The organism is Gimesia sp. (genome assembly GCF_048260065.1).
Lineage (GTDB): Bacteria > Planctomycetota > Planctomycetia > Planctomycetales > Planctomycetaceae > Gimesia.
Window position 1 is genome coordinate 284583 of sequence record NZ_JBLXHC010000009.1, and the last position, 23060, is coordinate 307642.

General features: G+C 47.7%; 10 protein-coding genes and 7 pseudogenes. 3 read left to right on the top strand and 14 right to left on the bottom strand.

What is annotated here, in order from left to right:
• Window positions 1-38 precede the first annotated feature (38 nt).
• The 11 genes and pseudogenes from ACN0YN_RS18170 to ACN0YN_RS18220 form a co-directional block, all read right to left on the bottom strand.
• Window positions 39-2330 carry a SulP family inorganic anion transporter gene (locus tag ACN0YN_RS18170; protein WP_194242511.1) on the bottom strand — a complete coding sequence of 764 codons (2292 nt, stop codon included), beginning with the start codon at window positions 2328-2330 and terminating at the stop codon, window positions 39-41.
• Window positions 2331-3408: 1078 nt separating this feature from the next.
• Window positions 3409-5028 carry a TolC family protein gene (locus ACN0YN_RS18175; protein WP_145190867.1) on the bottom strand — a complete coding sequence of 540 codons (1620 nt, stop codon included), beginning with the start codon at window positions 5026-5028 and terminating at the stop codon, window positions 3409-3411.
• 673 nt (window positions 5029-5701) lie between these two features.
• A pseudogene (locus ACN0YN_RS18180) lies at window positions 5702-6108 on the bottom strand (transposase); the annotation flags it as partial.
• Between the two features lie 301 nt (window positions 6109-6409).
• A pseudogene (locus ACN0YN_RS18185) lies at window positions 6410-6526 on the bottom strand (hypothetical protein); the annotation flags it as partial.
• A 164-nt stretch (window positions 6527-6690) separates the two neighbouring features.
• Window positions 6691-7542, bottom strand: a complete 852-nt coding sequence (locus ACN0YN_RS18190) for an aspartyl/asparaginyl beta-hydroxylase domain-containing protein (protein WP_194242512.1) — start codon at window positions 7540-7542, stop codon at window positions 6691-6693.
• A gap of 585 nt (window positions 7543-8127) precedes the next feature.
• On the bottom strand, window positions 8128-10269 hold the full coding sequence (locus tag ACN0YN_RS18195; protein ID WP_145190876.1) for an LTA synthase family protein: 2142 nt from the start codon (window positions 10267-10269) through the stop codon (window positions 8128-8130).
• The gene (locus ACN0YN_RS18200; protein ID WP_417386449.1) at window positions 10266-11852 is read right to left on the bottom strand and encodes a PP2C family protein-serine/threonine phosphatase; all 1587 of its coding nucleotides are present in this window, start codon (window positions 11850-11852) and stop codon (window positions 10266-10268) included. The genes ACN0YN_RS18195 and ACN0YN_RS18200 overlap by 4 nt, the downstream gene beginning before the upstream one ends.
• A 522-nt stretch (window positions 11853-12374) precedes the next feature.
• Window positions 12375-12905, bottom strand: a complete 531-nt coding sequence (locus ACN0YN_RS18205; protein WP_145190882.1) for a hypothetical protein — start codon at window positions 12903-12905, stop codon at window positions 12375-12377.
• Window positions 12906-13175: 270 nt separating this feature from the next.
• The gene (locus ACN0YN_RS18210; RefSeq protein ID WP_145190885.1) at window positions 13176-13379 is read right to left on the bottom strand and encodes a hypothetical protein; all 204 of its coding nucleotides are present in this window, start codon (window positions 13377-13379) and stop codon (window positions 13176-13178) included.
• A 99-nt stretch (window positions 13380-13478) separates the two neighbouring features.
• Window positions 13479-16688, bottom strand: a complete 3210-nt coding sequence (locus ACN0YN_RS18215; protein WP_145190888.1) for an efflux RND transporter permease subunit — start codon at window positions 16686-16688, stop codon at window positions 13479-13481.
• Window positions 16689-16700: 12 nt separating this feature from the next.
• Window positions 16701-18176 carry an efflux RND transporter periplasmic adaptor subunit gene (locus tag ACN0YN_RS18220; protein ID WP_145190890.1) on the bottom strand — a complete coding sequence of 492 codons (1476 nt, stop codon included), beginning with the start codon at window positions 18174-18176 and terminating at the stop codon, window positions 16701-16703.
• Between the two features lie 1451 nt (window positions 18177-19627).
• On the opposite strand from ACN0YN_RS18220, the pseudogene ACN0YN_RS18225 reads away from it, so the two are divergent.
• A pseudogene (locus ACN0YN_RS18225) lies at window positions 19628-20164 on the top strand (reverse transcriptase domain-containing protein); the annotation flags it as partial.
• Here the strand turns inward: ACN0YN_RS18225 and ACN0YN_RS18230 are convergent.
• A pseudogene (locus tag ACN0YN_RS18230) lies at window positions 20104-20496 on the bottom strand (integrase core domain-containing protein); the annotation flags it as partial. The pseudogenes ACN0YN_RS18225 and ACN0YN_RS18230 overlap by 61 nt on opposite strands.
• Before the next feature lie 223 nt (window positions 20497-20719).
• Here ACN0YN_RS18230 and ACN0YN_RS18235 point away from each other — a divergent pair.
• Both ACN0YN_RS18235 and ACN0YN_RS18240 read left to right on the top strand, forming a co-directional pair.
• Window positions 20720-20776: pseudogene (locus tag ACN0YN_RS18235) on the top strand (hypothetical protein); the annotation flags it as partial.
• A gap of 64 nt (window positions 20777-20840) precedes the next feature.
• Window positions 20841-21068, top strand: a pseudogene (locus tag ACN0YN_RS18240) (transposase); the annotation flags it as partial.
• Window positions 21069-21623: 555 nt separating this feature from the next.
• Here the strand turns inward: ACN0YN_RS18240 and ACN0YN_RS18245 are convergent.
• Together ACN0YN_RS18245 and ACN0YN_RS18250 are read right to left on the bottom strand one after the other, a co-directional pair.
• Window positions 21624-22322, bottom strand: a pseudogene (locus ACN0YN_RS18245) (NAD-dependent epimerase/dehydratase family protein).
• A 170-nt stretch (window positions 22323-22492) separates the two neighbouring features.
• On the bottom strand, window positions 22493-23008 hold the full coding sequence (locus ACN0YN_RS18250) for a hypothetical protein (protein WP_145190906.1): 516 nt from the start codon (window positions 23006-23008) through the stop codon (window positions 22493-22495).
• Between the last annotated feature and the right edge of the window lie 52 nt (window positions 23009-23060).

Consider the following 23060-nt stretch of genomic DNA (forward strand, 5'->3'; position numbering starts at 1 on the left):
AATTCGACAACGAATGTCGAAGCACCGACAAGTAGAAACTATGCCGCTCTCGACCATTCGCAGTCATCACCGCCTACGTTGTCCTCGAACTGTTGGAAATTAGACGACTGCGGCGGCCGCGGGGGGGAGCTGTGAAACCTTGCGTGCAATGTATCCCAATCCAGCACGAGTGCGCCGCCCGTTGCTTGGTGCTGCTTTTCCCAATCCATCAAGTGTTGGAAGCAGGCGTGGTCGATGTAGCTCAAGCCTTTCAAGTCGATGTGCAGGACTGTACCCGACGGCACTGCTTCCAATGCCGCCGCCAACTTCGGCAGACGGATGAAGGTCGCCGAACCTTCCAGCACTAGCGTTCTACGATCACCGTCCGGGTCGCAGCGATGGGAAATTGAAAGCCTGGAAAACGTATAAATTAACTTTATGATAGAGAATCCGATTCCAACTAATACCCCTGTGAGCAAGTCCAGCGTCACCACAGCACAGGCCGTGACGACACAGATGATTCCCTCACTCCGACTTTCTTGCCACAACGCTCGAATCGCACGAATCCCTAGCAGTTTGACGCCGGTTAACACGAGTAGTGCGGCAAGAGCGGACGTAGGCAACATTCGAAGCAATTGGGGAAACAAGAGAGCAAATATCAGCAGCCATGCACCGTGAAACACTGCTGACCAACGGGTTCGAGCACCTGCATCAACATTGGCCGAACTGCGAACAATTACTCCTGCCATTGGCAACGCACCCATTAGTCCGCAGATAGCGTTGCCGACACCCTGAGCCGCTAACTCGCGGTCATAACGGGTCCGAGGGCCTTGATGCATTCGATCGACGGCGGCGGCAGTCAAAAGTGTTTGTGCACTCGTGACGAAGGCGACTATCAGTGCAACCTTCCAAACCGATGGACTAGTGAGAATCTCTGGGAGCGAACCAAAATTAACCCATTTGACAGCCGCTCCCAAACTGTCAAACTCGACCCTCTCAATGGGTAGCGCCAGGAAGGCGGAAACAGCCGTTACAACAACGATCGACACGATGACAGCCGGTACCGCCCTGAGTTTTTCCGGAACGATCCTCTTCCAGAACACCAGAATGAGCAGCGTGGCGGCACCAACGAGGGCAGCAGAAAGGTGCCCCGGGTGCCCATCGTGGCCGACGAAAACATGCGTCAGAGCCCGTGGAATGTTCACGAAGTTCACCAATGGATTTCGGTCGGGAGCATCGTCCAACGCGACATGGAACTGCTGGGAGAAAATGACGGCCCCTATTCCCGCCAGCATGCCAAGTATGACAGCGGGTGACACGGCTCGAAACCACTGTCCGAGCCGCAGGAGTCCAGCGGCGAATTGAATCAATCCAGCCAGAAATACAACGACTCCTAACATCCCGATACCCTGTTTCTCGACAATGTCGAGCAGGATAACAATGAGCCCCGCCGCGGGCCCGCTCACCTGCAATGGGCTGCCGGCAATCAATCCTACCAGAATTCCGCCGATGATGCCGGTGATCAGACCGACTTCCGCTGGAACACCGCAGGCCTTGGCAATAGCCAGGCACAACGGTAGGGCAACCATAAAGACCACCAATGAAGATGGAATGTCGCTCTTAAGTACCTCGAACCATTTCGGAGGCTTAGCGACTCGCGAAGCCTTCGGCGATCCCATGTTTTCGGGCGACCGTGAACTCGTTTCAGAATCAGGCCGGTCCGCGTGGACAACCGGCGTCTCCGCTAACGGCGCGAAGGCTTTGCTTGCTTGATCGTAGGCGAGCACGTCTCCTGTTTCGAATCGCAAGACCCAGGCGTGCAGATGAAGGGTGCCGGCAGTCAAAGCAGCAGCGACCGCTGGATGTTTCGCCAGGTTTTCGACCTGTAAGAGTACGTTCCGCTCGACTGCTTTGTTCCACAAGGCAACTCCTTCTATACTGGGGTGTTCCCTCCGGATCGTCTCGCTAGTCTCAGCGACTCGGGCTAGCCACTCGTTCGTCTTGCACAGATTGACTGCTTTTTCCGGGTGCAGGATTGCACGAACTGAACCGCAATCATAATGCCCGCAGATAATGATGTCAGTCACACCAAGTGCGGAAACGGCGTATTCGATCGTAGCCATTTCACCGATCGGACCATCGCACGGATGAACCAAATTGACCGCATTCCGTGTAACGAATAAGTTCCCTGGATCAGCCTGCATAAAGATATCGGGAAGGACGTGGGAGTCCGAGCACGTAATCAGAAACGCTTGTGGTTTTTGGCTCTGGGCGCTCCGCTCGTATTGTTCACGTCGTTCCCACAAGACATGGTTCTGGAAATGTTTCAGCCCCTCAATTAGTTTCTTCATGTGAACATCCTGTTCCTTCGCCAAGATTGGGCAGAGGCAGACAGGCTGTGACTGCCCCGACTTAGTCCGGTTTGACTCGATCCGTGACCTAGAGGACTCTAAGGGACCGATGTATGTCAAGAGTGAGTAATAACCGACGACGTAACTTATACGACGGTCACAATTTACCAATGAGTGTCCCATCTCGTGAACGCGCGTGACTAAACCGTTGTCAATGCGAGATGATTCGTATGAGATGGGGAAGCTTCACCGTCGAGTAGTACAGGACGATGGGCATCACCCAGACAACCTCAACAAAGTAGGATGCAGAGCACATGAAGACGGTCCCTAAGGGACAACACCGGTGCATCGGAAATTAGCTGCGCGATATTGGATGAGCCAATATACTGGTAGCAAAGATTGGCACCGACCATCGGCAAAACAGGATTTTCCTGGGAATCTCGATGGGTCTGTTGAATGCGCGTTGCCGGAAATGCTGTGAACTCATCACGAGATTCGCACGGGCACTTGGGCTGAGAGGGTAGACCACCACCCGATGGTAACTTCTTAACCGGAATCGGGCAGCATGGCTCGTAATCTAAGTCACCGATCGATGCTTGCGAAGCTACCCCAAGAAATAATGACGAGAAGGGTTGAAAATGGAACGGGCAGGGTAACACCCCAACCGCTGTCGAGAAGATAAGAATAGTAATCAACCCGATCCGCTGCATATGCATCTACCCTTCTGTGAAGACGAAAATGAAGTCAATATATGCACATTAAATATTCAAGGCTATCATTTCATCGGTTGGATGGAAAGTGGGGGTTGAGTCTAAATTTGGCATTCTCGAGATTATCGTGTGCATACAACATTTTCCTTGCAAAAGCAAAAAACGCCGGGGCAACATTTAAGCAATCTGGCGGAATGGAAAGCCCACGGAAACGGCGCAAAATATTATTCTGGTGGGAACGAACTTTAGAGTAGAGTCACTCACGTAAGGTTGAGGGCAAGGTTAACTCAATTTATCCATCACCACAATTTCTCCTTTCTGAAGAAGAACAAACAGTAGTGTTGCACGTCGACATTGCTCTGTTAGCTTTATTGTCCGCTCAAAGCCTGTCCGCGGTTGCTGGTGCCACCCACGCCTTGTGAGATGTCCTGAACACTGTTTAAACCACCAGAGAGGACCATGCCGTTCACGCGGACTTCGGACTGTCGCAGGTTGATCAGCGAGTTGACATAGTTGATGTTGGTTTCGAAGTACGTGCGACGTGCGGTTAAGACACGCAGGAAGTCAAACTGCTGGCTTTCGTAACCCTGGGTGGTGAGATCGAGGTTTTTCTGAGCGAGGGGCAGGATGTCTTCCCGATAACGTTCGACCTGTTTCAGCGATTTCTTGTAGTCGCGGTAAGCCTTGGAGAGTTCGACTTTGAGAGAGAGCTGCAGACGTTCAACTTCTTTGACAGAGCGGTTGTATTCGGAGTTGGCTGTTGCAATATTCCCCTGGTTGCGGTTGAAGATTGGAATGGGGAGGGCGATCTGGACGTTTGCGATATCAGAGCCGGTGGCGTTGTCATGAGCGGCACCGATCTGGGCGAGGAGGTTCGGCATGGCCTGAACTTCCTGACGGGAGATCTGAGCGCGGGCCCGATTGACGCGTGCACAAGCTGCCTGGATTTCCGGGCTGTTGGCGACGAGATTGTTGTAGGCTTCGTCCCAGTTCCATTTCACGGAGTTAACGTCGAGTTCTCCGGTGAAATTATAGTGAGACAGGTCGGGCGTACCGACGAGACTTGCCAGCTGCTGCTTGGCAGATTCAAGATCGTACTCGGCGTTCTGACGGAGGATACGGACTTCTCCCAACTGGACTTCGGCCTGCAGAATATCAGGCTGGGCAGCCTGTCCTGATTTATAGAGCGACTGAGCAATTTCGACACCGGCTTCCGCGACTTTCTCCAATTTCAAAGTGATTTCCTGCCGCTTCTGGGCACCGAGGGTGGCGTAGAACTGCGACTTGACATCGTTGCTGACGCGAAATCGCTGCGCTTCCAGTTCCCAGGAGAGCGATTGAACATCGTGGTGGGCGACATCCTGGTTGAGTTGCAGTTTGTTGCCGCGAACGTAGGTCTGGCTGAAAAAGGCTCCCTGCTGACCGGCTCTGCCATCATTTCCAATTTCGTTACCGGAATAACCAAAGACGGGGTTGGGACGCAGACCGACCTGGGTTTTGATCCCTTCGGCTTTATAGACGACCGCGGTGGCTTCCGCGAGTGTGGGGTTTGATTCCATCGCCATCTGCAATAGGCTGTCTAGATCGAGAGTCATGGCGATCAGATCCGGTTCTGCCGGAGTCTTGTCTCCTGATCCCGTTGTAGGGGCAGGGGGGATTGTTGTGCTTTTGGGTTCGAAACCGGTTTGCAGGAGTGGATCGTCGTCGCTGGAAATGTCGTCGAGCGAAATGACGATGTCCTTTTCAGTCTGTTGAGATCTGAGGTTGTCGGCGACTTCTGTACGGGAAGCATCAGCTGGCTGATTTGACTTTGAGACATTCTTTCTAACCATCTTTTTGAGCGATTTGGGAGCGTCTTCCTGCTGGGCAACATCCATTTTGGCAGGAGTTTTGTGATCAGTGACCTGCGTCTCGCCGAAATGGGCGCAGGACACTAAGCAAGAGCATGGCAGTACCATGCAGAACCGGATCAGTCGTGAACGAATCATGGTAGATTCCTTACATCATCAATAATATGTAGATTTGAGAGATATCAGAGACACTAACGGAATTGTGTCATGATTTATATGAGTAGTTTCCTCAGATCCGCGATGATGGAGCGTCGTTTGTAGAAATTGTCGATTGTGAGCCAGCTATTCTGAATCTCGTAATGCTCATCGCTAACGTTTGCAATATCGTGTGAACAAACATAATTCTGCTTCAACTGTCGGTATGTTTTGTTGGGAATCAGCACCAGAATTCGTTCCACACTGCATACGCAAAACGGACAGTTTGGCTCTGGGTTTTGATGAACAGGTTCCACCACCGAATCTACATGGCAGTGTTGATGACAAATTTGAGTTGATATCGTATGCATGTCAGAATGACAACAGTGGGTATCACAGGGAATGGTTGTCTGCGCGAGAGTCGTAATCGCGAAGCTGAGGCAGATCCAATTGTTATACCACCATCTCATCCTGAGATCCCGATAGAAAGAGAATACACAATCTCTTTAATAGATCGGTTCTTCGTATCATGCATGATAAATCAATTTTTCCGTTTCGGTCTACGGTTTGGATTTCGAAGGCCGCGCGATTGGAATAATCCGTGCAACCGGCGCAATTTATGATGTGGTCAGTACACTTACCGTTATTTCTTGTGGCAGAAAGGCGACAAATATGGCTCCCGTCGCTGAGTGGAACGAGGTTGCCCCAACACGCGGCAGTCCCGGCGTTCTGAAAGGATCTCAGGCCCCAAAATATTACGAACATAACTCACAGCCTGACATCGCTTGGCCGGGCTCAAAAGTTTCCCGAAGTGGCTTCCTTCAAGATCGCCTTATCCAGTTCCGCATCTGCCAGCATCTGCCAGCAGCTGCCTTAAGCGTGCATTTTCCTTTTCCAGGTCTTTGAGCGTTTGTCCTGGTCGGTACGGATTCCACCGTATTCCTTACGCCAGCGATAATAAGTTTGATCAGTGATTCCCAGTTGTTTGCAGACCAGGCCAATCGTCTTGCCACGAGCCAGTTCGACTTCCGCTTCACAAAGCTTCTGAATAATCTGCTCAACAGTAAAGCGTTTTTTCGGCATTGCTCATTCTCCCAAAACTATGTCCAAAATCGATATGTTACCACATTTTAGGTGGACGCGGTTAAGGGGGCCAAGTCTATTCAGTATACGCATTATCGGTCGGTTTTCCCAGCCGACTGAAATCCAGAGTTACTTTATTGAAGTAAGCCCACCAGTCCAAACTCTTTGAAATGAACTCGGGCCCATTAAACCGGATAGCCAAATAAAATGTTGGAACTTTGTAGTCTATGGAACAGCACGTAAACTGGTTATCATTGCCTGGCTGATGCTCAAGAACAATGAGCCTTACGTTAATATTCAGGCTGCGTGCCACTTCAGCAGTGTTGAAGCCTTGCTTGGTGACCATTTTGATGGCTTCAAGTATGAACTCATTTGTAAATAACCGCCGTGTAATTTCGGGTTTAGATTTTGACTTCAACAGCTACTTGTTCATGTTGTTCATCGTCAGAATAGTTTACACTCTAGTTAGAGCGCCCACTATTCCCGGGGAGTTCACAACATTCTCTAAAAGCCTACGCGATCTTACCCAAGACAATTCATATTGAACACTGGTGGATGAAGTCCAGTCACCTAACAACCAAATCAAATATCATCGTCGAGTTTGCTATGTTCCGAAACTTCCTTGGCGGCTTGATTCCAAACGACATCCCAGTTTCTATAGAAGACTGAATTATAATTCGAAAGGCAAAACCTAATGAATCTCAAAATGCAATCCATCAAATTCGGCCAGGGTGAAGGACGCAGGATATCGACGAACAAGCAATATCGGATACTATCAGCCTGATTAAACGATTGGTGAATCAACGTATCATCGAAAATGAACAATCGACAATCCCGCCAGTAATTTGTGTGACGCCCCACCTCGATATAAGATGCTCCTTGCGGCACCGGACCAAAATTCAACAGCACTCGATACGTCAACCGTAGCGGACCAAAATGTCGAGAGGTCGATTCGTGTCCCCGAAAAGCAGATACGCCGATTGTACGGATGAACTTAAACGTTTGACAAAAAGCTGGGACGTCATCAATCATTTCGCTGTTTACCCCATACCACTTATAGAACAGCATCAGGCGCTTATGATCCTTCATTTGAGCGTTTGCGCGTTTGCATAGGTCAGCTTCATTGATTGCGTTAGCCAAATCATTCAGCTCTTGCTGATACTCCAGTGGAAGTTCGTTAAGTCGGTATACTCCTTTGTTCCAATACGGAAACGACAATAGATCAAAGAGCAAATTCATTGGCGACAGCATCCAAGTGAGGACACCATTACCGAAAAAATAGCGGGCAAAAGTGTTAGGGCTACGATCCGAATTTCTAATTACATCTAGCAGACCACAAATGATATAGAAAAGTGTAATCCAAGGAAGAAAATAGATTGCCAGCACAAGAGGAAGTCCCCGCTTCGCAACAGTTATGAGTTTCAATTTCTTCATATTGACTGCATCACTCCGATTGTGTCGAAATATTATTAAAGATAGTACTTCAGGTGGCATGCTCCCCTTAACTTGATCCATTTGTTGTGAGAGTTTCCAATAGACTTTTTCTAAGGAGACGATCATGACGAAACGACGCAGTATTCTAAATCACAGCTGCCATTCTATTGGAGATAGCGTAATCATCGTTCACACCTTGGCATGCTTCAGTAACAGAATAGTTGAGACTACAAGGAAAATTATGACGGCAGTCAACAAAAATGCGTTCCAGGGATTGGGATACCAAATCAAATCAATAATGTATGGGATAAACCTGAGTCCGACTAAGAAAAGAATCAGTATTGTATAACCCCACCGTTCCCTTGGCGTTAACTTCCGACGTTGAATCGGCTTCATGTGATTTCGTTTTCGTTTTCGTTTTTTCCGTTTGCTCATTAGTCTACAAATCGGTGTTGAGTTCTCCGCTTTTGATTTGTTGTTGTGTCACTCTCGTTTGGATTCTCCTGATCAACAAAATTAAGAGGTGGTGGAAGTCACGCATTTCACATTAATCAGACAAAAGATCTATGCGAATCTTGATCATTTTCAAAACTTTCTACCTGTCGTTGGCTTGTTATGCTGCCAGATCGGGATGTTGTGCGTATGGTGTATCTCGTGAGATTGCTCAGAAACGGATGTCTCAGCTGGAAACCAACGTTCTTGGTAGTACAAGTGATGTGCTGATTGGAAAAAACTAATCGCATCCCTGCGAAGCCTGGTATTCCTTTCCTGTTGTTGAGTTAGAGAGTATGTCTCGGTGTCTAAGCGAAATAACTCATACTTCTTCTGGCTACTAAGGACCAGCATCTGTTGATTACTTTGAAGGAGTGCCAAGTCATGATTGTGTTGCATCAACGCATAACCGGATGACGGAGCTATGCTTAGAGCATCGCGTCCGAAAAAGACGGATCGATACGTCCCACCGAGTTGTCCCATAATTGTTGGTGTAATATCAAGAGATGAAGCTAACGTCGAGCATCGTATTCCCCCACCATTACCACTTGGCAAAATCATAAGAACTGGAATTCGATATGACTTCATCGGGAACAATTGGCTTCCGTACACACGGGCACCGTGATCTCCCATCACAACGAATAATGTGTTCTTATAGAATTCATGTAATTTTGCTTTCTGAAAGAAATTCCCTAATGCCCAATCTGAGTACTTCACCGCATGTGTCCTGTTTTTCGCTTCGGAGGGCAAATCGATTCGACCACTGGGATATGTGAATGGTTGATGATTCGAATTGGTGAGAACAACCATAAAAAAGGGATTATTGCGTTTGCTCAGATCATCACATTCAATAAGTGATCGGTTGAAGATGTCTTCATCACAGGCCCCCCAAGCCGTTGTAAAGGTAGGGGCTTCATAGTCTTTCAGTTCAATAAACCTCTCAAATCCATTGGACATCATGAATGAGCGCATTCCATCGAAGATTCCATGTCCACCTTCAATAAACACCCTATTATATCCACGTGCTGCTAGTACATGAGCCAGAGTGTAGACATTATCTGAGTGGTCACGTTTCAAGATGGATTCTGTAGGAATCGGGGGCATTGAAGTTAGAACAGCCTCTAGTGCACGAGCCGTCCTGTTACCTGTGGCGTAGAAATTATCGAACAAGATACCTTCAGCAGATAGTTTGTCAAAGAAAGGAGTGAGCCCGCGATCATCGCCCAAAATACCTACGAAATCAGAGCCCAAACTCTCTTCAAGAATCACAACGACATTCCAATCACGTTGAATTCTGTGCACAGTTACTGTTCGGTCTACCGGATTAAGTGAAAATTCGTGTCGATGGTCGTTTGAAGTAATGATGCGCTGCTGAACACGCTGATTGGCTTCTTCTCGATCGATGGTAAGGTAGAACTCATCATAATCGAAACCACACGACCAGGCATAGAACACAAAACTGTAAAGCCCATTTCCGGAGCACTGGTTAACAATCCGGTTTTGAGAATATTTGGTACTACTCATACTTATTGTAGACCACAGGATACTGATCGTGAAAACGACCATAAAGAATATTCCATATCGACGACTCTTCGGAATGGGTATGTCGACTACATTCTGTGCTCGCTTTCGGATAATCACAAACAGGCTACCAGCAGTGATGAAGATGCCGAAGAACAATAATACGATGGGATATGATTCCCAAATATTGCCGAACACTTCATGTGGATAAACCAAATACTCAAAAGCGATGTAATTTAGACGTGATTGAAATTCATCAAAAAACAGGAATTCTGCAACGCATAGAAAGGGAATGAACAAAACTGTAAACAGTATTTCAAAGTGAAGAAACGTACGATTCAAACGACTAACTGAAGGTGTTTTATAAAAGAATGTATGACGAATGATTTGAGGCATCACATAGAGGAAAGTCACAAGTAAATCAAACCGTAATCCAATAATGCTTAATTGAATTAATTCGTGTGTCGCTACGGAATTCCAATCAACATATGTAAAAACTAGAATAACCCTTAACAGTGTGAATAGGACCAGAACCATGGCAATGAATTCCAGCGTAATGCGATACTGTCCCAACCAGAGTGACCAGGAATATGTCAGTTTTTTAATTAATCCCTCTCCTGACTGTGGCTTGTTGTTGTCCGCAGTCATAACGACAACCTTGCTGTTTGGGCATATCTCACGCAATTCATTGGTCGGATTTATCTGAAAAGTCATGAATCACTCATCCTTGATTTTTGTGAATTTATTTCCATTTCAGTAAGAATGTTTAGTGTTGCAAATGACTTGTTGTCATCAGTCTCGATCGTCGAAATCTCGTTCTTGTTGGCTACACATTGGAGTACCACAAGTGTTAGGTCATCGCTCAGGGTGGACTCACCTCGCCACTCGATTAGGATTTCAATAATCCGCATCACAGTGCTCTGAAGTGAAAGTACACTGCAGCGTGAAAACCATGCCGTTAGTCGTTCCTGGCCAAAGAGTTCTCCGTTCGGATTGCGTGTTTCGGTCACCCCATCACTGAAGAGTAGAATTCGGTCTCCGGTTGACAGAAAAGTAGTTTGCCGGTCCCAAACAGTACCAGCGTCCAACCCCATTAGCATTCCAGTGCTTTTTAATGAATCGAGACGTCCTGATTTTTCGAGCATTATTCCAGGAAGATGGCCTGCACTTGCCCACGAGAATTCATTGGTATCCGGTTTCCAACGAGCGAGAAACATCGATGCAAAGTTACCTGGCAACATCGTGGCAGCAAATCGTTGATTAACTTCTTGGAGTAGACTTTCAGGTTCGTATGGTGGCAGTTCAGAAGCGGCCATTAGCAGTGATTTGAGCATGGCCGCCCCCATTGCTGCCGGAACACCATGTCCAATAACGTCTGCCACGCAAATCAACCATGAACCGTCTGCCAACGGTAAAAAGTCGTAGTAATCACCTGCGACAGTATCAGCAGGTTCAAACACACATGCCGTCACTAGACCTGGGATCTGAATACCATTTGGAAGCAGATGCTGCTGGATATTTCTTGCCTTTTCCATTTGATGTCGACGTTCGCGGTCGTTTTCATACAACGTCTGGCTCATAGAATTAATGGCAGACGACAACTGATTCATCTCACAACTATTGAATGACGGAACTTCCGCTTCAAGATCTCCAGCCGAAATTTTTTCGACGGTCTTTAACAGTTGATTCAGTGGAGCCCCGATAATCTGCAACAGAACTACGTTGACGACAGTGGTTGCCAACAGACCTAATATTCCCAGGATGGAAAGCTGTATCAGGACCTTGCGACGAATAGCACGACGCACATTTTCTCGATTCTCGGAAACGAACACACTGATATTGTCTCCCGTATGATGTCCAACAATCAGCCCGAGCATATCAAGGTTATTCCACTTTATGCTCTGTGCTGTATTGGAATCAATTGCTGAAAAGATTTCTGTTGTTTTCGGTGAGTGTGGATTTGTCTGAAGTACTTTTCCGTTCAGCCGAACTATAATTTGATGACCGGGAGACGTGGAACTCCGCATCTGTTGACAGACGCAGTTGATATAACTTTGAACGTAACGAATACCATGGTCATGAATCAAATGTATGGCTGCTGCGTGAATAGCAATTGCTTCATCGTTCAGACCAGAACGCTTTTCCGTAACAACTTCTTCCATTTCGCGTTCATACTGCCATAAAAGTAATACCGCAAGGGCCGCACCAAGTGTCACATTCACTGCCAGTAGTAGCTGAAAGCGAATCGTTCGTAGATTTTTCCTGCTTGGTGGCTTGTTTATGAAAGACGGTAACATAATAGTTTCTTTCTTCAGATAGATTATTGATCATTCATTCTTCTTCACACGAGGACCTATTTGTCACATCACACAAGATTCAATTAGGATTCCCTCAAACATTACTCAAATTAGACAGCATTCCTAAGGCTGATATCTCCAAAAGTGCGCAGTCCTCTGAACTAGCAACGGGACTATAATTGTCTGACCTCAACTAGCTTACTTTTGGTCACCGATTGATTCCGTAACCTAGAATCATGTAGCTTGTGAATTTATATTTGTTAATCGGTCCCAGAGTGATTCCATAATTTGATGAACGATCATTGGTTCTTCCGCCAGATTCTCTGGCTACCATACCTATCCTCCCAGTGAGTGTCATGAAAATGCTTTTGAACACCCAATGCTCTAGGCCACCACAAAAAAAACATTTTCTCTATAGCGGACGGCATGGAAACTGTAATCCTAATGACCGCCCGCTACTAAAACCGAGTTATCTTGAATTTGATTGTTAAAACTAATTTGTTGTAGTAGTCCTTTTGAATACTAATGTTTGTGATCGTGACTTCCATGATCAGGTTCGATCTTTCCGGAATATGATTTCCCAGCAATTCGTAGAGCGAGGCGTGCATCCGCATCCTTGGCATGAAGATCTTCATTGAGTTCTTTGTCATTCGATACGAATCGTGACGATTGTCCCTCGGGATCTCCCTTGTCAGGCAAAGCAGTCAACTTGAATTGTTCCCCGCGCCCATCGTGTTTGAGATTGATCAAAATCTCTTTGGAGTCGATGGGAACAACATTTTTTGCGGTACCGTCGAGGATGTAGATTGTGACAGTACTATTCTTCTCATCGTGAATGAATTCGGCGTGGTATTCTTCTTTACCTAACTCGATAAGATGGCCATGGTGTGGGCCGTCACTCGGATGGTCGTGGGCATCAGTCTCAACTGTGGCCGGAGGTAAGTCGGGAACATCTGGATTCTGTGATTTATTGGACTCTGATGAGCAGCCAGAGAAGATTATTGCTAAGAGCAAAAAGGCTGTACTTGAGATCAAATGGTTTCGTATTATCATGAGTTGTCGCCTTTATTAAAGTTAATAAGTTAGAAAAAGCGGGTTCAGAGAAGAGAGTCAGTGACGGATTTTTTAATTTTCACCGCCCTCATAATTCCAAAGCGTATTCTAGTCTCTTGTTATAGGTACGTTTCAGTGCACGTACTTTGTCTCAAATCCACTCGTCTCGAGCCACTTGTCTCAATGGCGAGCAGAATCATGAGTTTTAAGAGTGATCTCTTGCCATTTGGACAACGATAGGTTACATCGAGGACTGCCATGGTCGTACTTCTAAACTTCACAACCGAGTTTTTTCACTGCCTTAATGTGAATGTTAGCCTTCTGGCCATCGTCAAAATGAATCGTCTTCCATTTCTGCAGACGGTAACCAACGATTTCTTTTTCCGCAGCCAATACAGAATTTGCAAACAGACTCGCAGCAATCACCATTGTGATGCCACCAAATAAGGTCTTCTTCAAATTCATCGTAAACATAGTCATTTTCCTTTCAGTTTTGATAGACTAGAAGTTGCTGGAAGTATCTATACATCCCAGTGAAAGTTTCAAATTAAGTGTCGACTTCGGTATCGACAGTTAAGATTTTAAAATATCATGTACAGGCTGTTGACTCTCCAATGATTCTTCCATAAGAGGGATTTCAGTCGTCGTAGATTCTACGATTCGTTCACCTGCCTTGCGTCCGAACGTCCAGAGTAAAGCCGGACGAATGAAGAATTCCAAAATAGTGCTGCTGATCAGCCCACCCAAAATTACAGTAGCAACCGGATAAAGAATTTCCTTGCCTGGTTCCCCGGCGGAGAGAGCAAGTGGTACTAATCCGATGCCTGAGGTCAGTGCCGTCATTAGCACTGGAGCCAGCCGTTCTTGGCCAGCACGAATGATCATTTCTTTCGACCAGGACTCGCCTTCGTAACGGACCAAGTGCAAATAGTGATTCAGTAGCAAAATTCCATTCCGCGATGCAATGCCTCCTAATGAAATGAAGCCTACCATGGCAGCAACTGTCAGGGTTTGCCCGGTGATTAATAGAGCGATTACCGATCCGATAAAGGCCATCGGTAGCGCCATCATCACTTGAAGAGAAAAATTTATCGAGCGAAACATTGTGTAGAGTACCATCAGAACTCCAAACATTGAGACACCGAATAAGATTCCAATAGTACGGCTCGCACTTTTCTCACTTTCGAACTGCCCACCGTATTCGACGAAATAGCCGGACGGCAACGACTCAATGACTGGCTTTTGAGCAAGTTGCATTTCTGCCACGACATCGACCAGTCCACGACCTGTAACGTTACACTGAATGACAATACGACGACGCACGAGTTCACGGTTAATTGTGTTCGGTCCGCTAGATTTATATAGTTTAGCTAATGACGACAGTGGGGTCGTTCCTCCATTCGGCAGATCAATCGACAGCCGCTTGAGTGCTTCCATGTCTTCTCGATATTTTTCATCCATGCGAACAAGTAGATCGAACGTTCGTTGACCAAGCAGGACACTACTCACGACTTCGCCGTTCATCGCCGTGGAGATGTATTCATTTACATACGATGGAGTAAGCCCATACAATTCAAGTTGGTCACGGTCAAGTTGGATGCGGAGTTGCGGAATCTCAACTTGTGGTTCGACGAGCAAATCTGTGACTCCCTCAATTTCGCGCATCACTGCAGCCATTTCCTGGGCCTTTTGTCGGAGGATGTTGAGATCATCTCCATAGATTTTAATACCAACCTGGGCCTTCACACCGGATATCATATGCGAGATAAGATGCGCTAGAGGCTGTTCAACCGTTGTCACGATTCCAGGTATATCCTCCATCGCGTGACGAATATCCTCGATTACGACTTCCCGACCTCGATCAGATTCTGGATCAAAACTGATAATCATTTCGGAGACATTGACGCCTTCAGCATGCTCGTCAAGTTCAGCCCGTCCGGTTCGTCTGGAGAAGGCCTCAACCCCCTCAATCTTCATCAAACGTTCATTTACGGATTTCGCAATCTCATTCGACTTTTTTAATGCTGTACCTGGTGGCAAAACCACATTCAGTTGTGCCACACCTTCATTAAACGGAGGAAGAAAGTCCCGTTCCAGACTCGCCAGTGCTACAAAAGCAACAGCTACACCAGACACGCCGAATAATAACATTATTTTTGCGTAGCGGAGACTTAGAGAAATTGCGCCACCAGCGGCCCATTTCAGAAATCTTAAAAGTGGTCCATCCTTTTCACTCTCCATCAGCTTCGCCCGTGAGAGCAACCAGTAGGACAAGACAGGCGTTAATGTCAGGGATACAAGTAAAGAAGATAGAATCGAAACAATATAAGCTACACCAAGCGGTGCAAAGAGCCTGCCTTCCATGCCTGACAGAGCGAATAGCGGAATAAACACCAGTACGACAATCATTGTTCCGAAAACAATGGAATTGCGGATTTCGACACTCGCCTGAAAGACGACAAGAAGCGGGGGCTTCGGATTCTCCGCATGACGATTTTCACGAAGTCGACGAAAAATATTTTCGACATCAACAATGGCATCGTCGACTAGTTCGCCAATCGCCACAGCTAACCCGCCAAGAGTCATTGTGTTGATGGAAAGCCCGAAAGCAGTGAAGACCAGAGCGGTAATGGCGAGCGAAAGTGGGATTGCGGTCAATGTAATGAACGTCGTTCGAAAATTCATCAGGAACAGAAACAGGATAATGACAACCAGAATGCCGCCGTCTCGGAGCGCCTCGATTACATTCTCAATGGCCCGATCAATGAAGGCCTTCTGCGAGTACAACTCCGGCTGAATACGGATATCGTCCGGCAGTGATGGTTTGAGTTCTTCAAGCGCCTTCATGACCTGATCGGTAACTTCACGCGTGTCTGCGGTGGGCTGCTTGTTTACGGTCAGGACAACAGCCGGACCACCAGAAAACTCACCGTTCTCGTTTCGAATATACGCCGAGCTATCACCACGTTTGACTTGTGGCCCTTCCATGACCTTGGCCACTTGCGAAAGTCGTACTGGTCGCCCCTCGCGCATTATTACCACAACTTTTTTTAAATCATCAATCGTTTGCACGCGTCCAATCGCTCGTACGAGAAATTCATTCGGCCCTTGATCATCAAGATAGCCACCCGTTGCATTCTCGTTACTCTCCGCGCAAGCCCTTTTAACGTCGTGGAGTGTGACACCATATTTCAGTAGCTTGTCGGGGTCAACGAGCACTTGATACTGCATCCGCCCTCCACCCATCGTGAATACCTGGGAAACACCAGGAATGGTGAGCAGTCTTTGTCGAACAACCCAGTCAGCAAGTGTTCGTACCTCCAACGGTGAAGTTTTCTCGTCTTCGCTCCACATACCAATCATGATAATCTGGCCCATGATCGATGAAATGGGGGCTAGTTGAGGTCTTACTCCTTCCGGCATGCGATCCTGCACGAGTTGCAACCGCTCCATTACGATCTGCCGGTCGTTGTAGATATTGGTACCCCAGTCGAATTCGACATAAATCACCGAGATACCGACGCCAGCAGAACTGCGAACTGCTTCGACTCCATTGGCACCATTGATAGCGGTTTCGAGTGGAAATGTGATAAGCGACTCGACTTCTTCGGGTGCCATTCCTGGCGCCTCAGTCATTACAACGACTCGTGGCCGGTTCAGATTTGGAAAAACATCTATATCCATTTGGAGTGTTTGCCATCCACCAAACCCCAGCAGAAATAATGAGAATACAACAACTAGTAAGCGCTGACGTAGAGCAAAGCGAATTATGGAATTTAACATTGTTAGGTCCTCTTAGTGGTTATGTCCGGCATGAGGATCAACGCCACCGCCAGCTTTGTTCTTTAGTGCCACCTGCATTTGATGCGCTCCAGAAAGCGCGATCGCATCACCCGAAAACAGCGAACCATCATTGGCAATAACCACCGAATATTGATCGCTGTATTCAACGTGAACTGGTACACGGTCGAAATGGTCTCCGTTCTCGAGAAATACGTAGAACTCCGCCCCTTCCTGTGCCACAGCATCAATCGGCAACACAATTTTATTTTTCCAGTGCTCTACAGGAACACGGAGTCGCAATCGTTGGCCCGGTTTATATTTCCAATCGATAAAGTAATGACCATCATTGGTTTTTTTATTTCGTTCAATTTCGTTTGTAAGCCCCACGTAGAAGTGCATTGCGCGAGAGGACGGGACTACTTGGTTCGCGACATAGACGAACTTCAATCCATTGATGATCTCTGAATGTAGTTGGTTATCTTCACGAACAGCTGATACAGCTGATTCATTGCGCGCTGCAGCATGTAGTTCGTTACTGTCTTGCTCAAACGCATTTCCTTTGATGTATAGTTCGCTAAAATCCGCAAGAATACACAAAGTCTGCCCCGATTGGACGGACTGCCCTTTAATAATTTGCAAGTCCTGTACCACAAATGAGGACGTTTGCTTCTTTGATTTCTGGTTGCTATCTTGTGAAATATCAGAGACTTGTCTAAGGAGAGGTTCAGGTAACTGTAATTCGTTACCCTGCCCACTAGCAGGAGCATACACTAAGAGTTCGCGAATTAATTTTCGCTTTGATTCAATTTGAGAAATTTGAGTCTCTGATAGTCCATGTAGTAAGAGAGCTTCTTTCTGTGCGCTTAATATGGCATTTAATTTTTGTCTTGCATATTCTCGTTCCAAAATTACCTTCCCAGCCACGATGCCAGATGTGATCTTCTCTAAACGAGCGATTTCACGGTTTTCAACTTCTAATTCACCTATTGTTTGTAAGAATTTTGTTTGAGCCTGGACGAGATCTTCATGTGTGAGACGAATTTTAAACATTAACATTCCAGAACGAATGGCTTCTCCTTCAATGATGTGTATCTGAGTTACGATACCAGTCATGGGAGCGGTAATATGGATTCGTGTCCGTCCAGGACGTTCAACGATCATCGCTGGAATGTTCAAGGTTCGTTCATAGGTCTGCAACGCGACTTCACCAACAATCAATCCAATATTACGCCGCGCCTGCTCAGAGAGCTCCAAAGACGTTGAGTCCTCATGCGCATGACTAGGATCACCGTGGTTGTGACCACTGTGGCCGATGTCTTCTCCCTGGCTACCAGCAAGATTTTCGCCTGATTGTTTATTGATTAGTGAGAATTTTTGCTTGACGAGTGGAAGCCAAGTGTCACGAACACCCCAGCAAATTCCCGATATGAGGAGTACAGCTATTAAGCCGTACCATTTGAGCGAAATATCGCTTAATTGAAATCGCATGATACTATCCCGCGCTATCAGCGCAACAGAACACCATTTAGGTGAAAAGATACTAGGAAAGAAGAACGGACTTAGGTGCCAAGTGACACGCAAATTGCGCAGAAGAACTGTGACCCGGTCAGTTTACAGTTGAGAAGAGGCGTAGACCGCCTAGACCAGCCAGACCTGTTTGCGCAAGCGCATACTGGTGGATATTGAGTTAACCGGAATATCTCGACGGTACTCAATGCGTGTGGTAGATACATTGATAGAAGTGACTATCGGTGCAACTTCAAGTGAAGTTGCTTTTACCAATGCAGTTAATTCAATAGGAGATGAGCTTACATATGTACAAGAGCTTTCCTCACATGGAATATGGTCGTGCTCGTGATTCTCTGGGTTATTGTGTGAGGAGTTGCTAGCTATTGTATCAGTGTGATTGTGCGAAACCCAAGCTGTTGCGTGCATAGACAAACAAAGTGAAGTAAGCTGAGAACTCTCTTTATGCTCATGGTGAGGTATGTCATTGTGTGCATGCGTATGATGATAGCAACAACCAAGCAATGCATGAAACACTATGGATAAAGCAGCTAAAGTGCTTAACATACTGTTTGCCATGATTCTTGGGTACCTTTGAAGATATGCTATATTTATTATTAATAACAAGCAAGTAATTATTGCATATTGACAGTTTTAGGTCAATCTCTAAATTTATTTATAATATAATTACAGCTAGAAGTAAATGTGTTGTTGATCTTGCCCCCAACCTTGTACCAGTTGGAATGTTAGAAATCCAAGTTTTAATCATCCCTGGCGCGCCAGGGATGATTTTTTCGCAGTGCGTCAGGCATGACGCGCAGCGTCACGACCTGACGCTGTCAACCGGTAAGCGAAAGCGATCCGGGAAGTGACTTGTCGGGTGTAAGTCCCGATGGAGGCCTTGATGACAGGAACTCTTAGCCGAACTGCAAGGGTGTCCACCGCGAGGTGGAATCTGAAGGAAGCAGCAGGCAAACTCCTGGCCCGAGGAACACGAATCACATATGAGGCGCCGGTTGGATGGGCGAGAGGGCTGTAAGACTCGAAGCCCGATGTCATCTGGATCGAATCGGCGTATATGTGGCGGGTATATGGGAGGAAAGTCACGCGTCTTACCCTGAGAGATCTGAAACGGTGCCGTCTGGCTAGTGCCTCTGCAAGGAGTCGCGATGCCGTTTCAGAAGTCAGCCGAGGCCATAGTAGCGCTGTATTGAGTGGCGTGAAGGGCCGAACCTTTTAACCTGTTTGATGCAGAAATTTCGATGTCCGATAACAGACGCAGACCGAAGGCTGAGATGCCTGAGCAACGATCGAGAGCAGGCGGCGGAACCGCCCAGGGTAAGTCGTCTGCGCGTCAAACGGACTCGGCAAGGACTGATCCCATCAGACTACCAGCGTTCTTTACTTTAGAGGAGGTACTCAGTCGAGAAAACATGTTGACTGCTTACCGGCGTGTGGTTCGTAATCAGGGAGCCCCCGGCGTCGACGGTGTGACCGTTGATCAACTGTGGGATCGCTGTTGCCAGCGCTGGGAAGCGATTCGGGAGGAACTGCTCAGCGGAACTTATCGTCCTGATCCCGTTCGGAAGGTGGAAATCCCCAAACCGGGAGGGAAAGGGATGCGGATGCTGGGCATACCAACGGTCATGGACCGACTGATCCAACAGGCACTGTTGCAGGTGCTAACGCGGTTATATGATCCCACGTTCTCGGAAAGCAGCTTCGGCTTCCGTCCGGGTCGTAGCGCCCATCAGGCGCTGGATCGAGCCAAAGCGCACATTGCAGCCGGCCAACGTTGGGTTGTCGACCTGGATCTGGAAAAGTTCTTTGACCGCGTGAACCATGATGTACTGATGGGACGTCTGGCACAACGGATCAAGGATCGACGCATCCTGAAACTGATTCGAGCCTATTTACAGGCAGGGATCATGGAAGGGGGCGTCGTCAGCCCACGCAGCGAAGGAACCCCCGATAACTCCACCGGGGTCTGATTTCCCAGTGAGCTGTGCGGGCGGTTTTCGTTGTAGTCCAGCCGCCACTGGTCAACTTGTTCCTGAGCGTCTGTCAGGCTTAAAAACCAATGCTGGTTTAAACATTCCTGACGAACCCGCCCGTTGAACGATTCAATATACGCATTATCGGTCGGTTTTCCCAGCCGACTGAAATCCAGAGTAACGTTGTTGAAGTAAGCCCATCAGTCCAAACTCTTTGAAATGAACTCGGGCCCGTTATCCACACGGATTGACTGAGGACAGTCTCGAGCCGCTTTGACGCGATCCAGAGCTGCCACCACATCATCTCCAGTCAGCCGTGTTCCCACCTGAATGGCCAGACTCTCACGACTAGTGTAGTGATTTAAAATTGTGGGAACTTATTTGGTAGAGTTGTCGTCTGATTTTCCAGATAAGGAGAATTGAGACGTGCGTATTGCAATTGCTGTCACATTGACAGCTGCAGAACGAATATTGCTGACTACGTGGTCGCGGGGGCGGAGCACGCCAGCCCGACTGGTACTGCGAGCCAAGATGATTCTCGCGGCAGCTCAAGGTCGCGAGAATAAAGACATTGCAGTGGAACTCGGTTGTACCAGGCGAACTGTCGGTACGTGGCAAAATCGATTTGCCGAGAAACGAATGGTGGGGATTGAAGCAGACGCCCCCCGAGTTGGACCTGCATTTAATTGTGGACAACTACGCCATTCACAAGCACCCCAAGGTGCAGAACTGGCTGAAGCGTCACAAGCGATTTTACATTCACTTCACACCGACAAGCAGTTTGTGGCTGAACGTCATCGAACGCTGGTTCCGCGACATTACCCAGGACCGTATCCGGAATGGCGTGTTCAAAAGCGTCTCGCAACTGGAGCAGGCGATATGATCGGAAGATCTACAAACATCGCAACCAGATCGAACGGTTCTTAGGGAGAATCAAACGCTGTCGACGTGTGGCCACTCGCTACGAGGAAAAAGCCACCAACTTCGCCGGCTTTATCTGACTGTCAGCATTCGTTACAGATATCATCCGAATGTCCGTACTATCTAGGGCTGCGGTCGTTTCGTGCTTTACCCAGGATGGCGGTACAAGACCGTTGTCGCGGTACCAAGTCGAAGTATCACGTCGCAGCGCGGCAACCATAGTGGGCAGCGTTTCACGCAATGAACGGCTAGGTTGCCAGCCCAGTGCATCGCTCGCACGGGTGATGACAAGCGCATAGTGATCGTCCGCCAAGTCAACCATCCACGGCTTGATGAAAGGCTCCTCCGCGAACGGCATGTGATCTTGAAATCACGCACCCGTCTTGGCAACCGACTTCGGGATCACGGTCGTTTCCCAAGGCTCACCATGAATCAATCGTCCGAATTCTGACTGCGATTCCGTGCAACCGAGCGTTTTCGGTTCTCCGATAAGAAACACTGATTCATCTGATAATTACTCGCGACGGTCGATGCATCGGTAGACGGCGTCGACGACGTCGTCTAAATGAACGAATGCTTGACCGCGGGATGGATCTCCTGGATAGACTCGACTTGTCAACTTCCGCTTGTAGATCCGCGCTATCTGATTTGCCAAGGGAATTGAATGGCAATCGTCGTCATAGACACCGGCGATTCTGAGATTGATAGACTTGATCGCACACCGATTCTTAGAAATGACCTGCTCGGTAGCGACCTTCGACTTGGGATAGTCCCACTTGGGATCAAGCGGCCAATCTTCATCGATCCGCTCGCCCGGCTCGCAGGGAGCATGAACCAACATCGTGCTGGAGAAGATGAATTGGTCCACTTCAAACTCACGCAATGCACGAAGCAGTCTCTCCGTTCCGCGAACTGTGACTTCTTCATACTTCGGACTCGGATCTCCCGAGAAGTCGTAGTACGCAGCATAGTATTAGTGTACGACCGACGCAATTTTTGTTCCGTATCCTTCACGAACGCGATGTATTCCTGCGTCGATACTCTCATCGTTCGTCAGGTCAACACAGACGTATTCCGCCTCCGTCGGCGGATGCGGATCACCTGCACGGTCAAATCCGATCACCTGGAAACGCTCAGCAAGCCGCTTAACCGTCGCCGATCCAAGCCGCCCGCTACTTCCCGTGATTAAGATGATCTCTTTCTTAGTTTTCATCACAGTTTTTCCGGTTTAGAATAGTCACTAATTAGCCACTTCGCCCGCCAAAGAGAGTCCGCACAGTCTTTCGGCCACCCAAGGACGGTATGTAAACAAACGCACTGCCAACTCGTCGCTACACTGCTGCGGTGAAAAGTGGCAGTGGTGCTTTGCCTGACGCGACACGGCTACTGTGTTTTTGTCTTGCCATTCGGCTCCTTCGTATTTTTCTTCATCTTTCCTTTCATCATGCCTTCCATCTTCTTCTTGCACATGGGGCACATCATGCCAGATTCACTATCGTCCATCTTCTTGGCTCTCATCATTGCGATCTCCATCATTGACATTGCCTTGCCAGACGACTTGCCAAGCATTGACCGCTGATCTTCGGTTAACACTTCCGCTGCCTTACTCTGAGCTTCCTGGGTAATAGCTCTCAGTTTCTGCTGTTGCTCATCTGTCAATTTCAACTCACTCGCTCTAGCCATCAGCAACGGCGGACTGTCAGCGGTCAAACTGATTCCCTTCAGGCCAGTCATCATGGGGCATTCCATCGACATTTTCTTGTCGTTCTGGCCACCTGCTTTCGAGTTGTTCTGCCCAAGTGCAGGCGATTGCAACGAGACAGCAAGCAGTGAGAGGAGAATGCCTCCAGCGCCTGCACAGATGCTGAACCGTGATCGAAAAATAGTATTGGTCTTCATAGCGTTTTTCCTTGTTCATGGGAGATAACGAAACTCCGCGCGTCGACGCAGA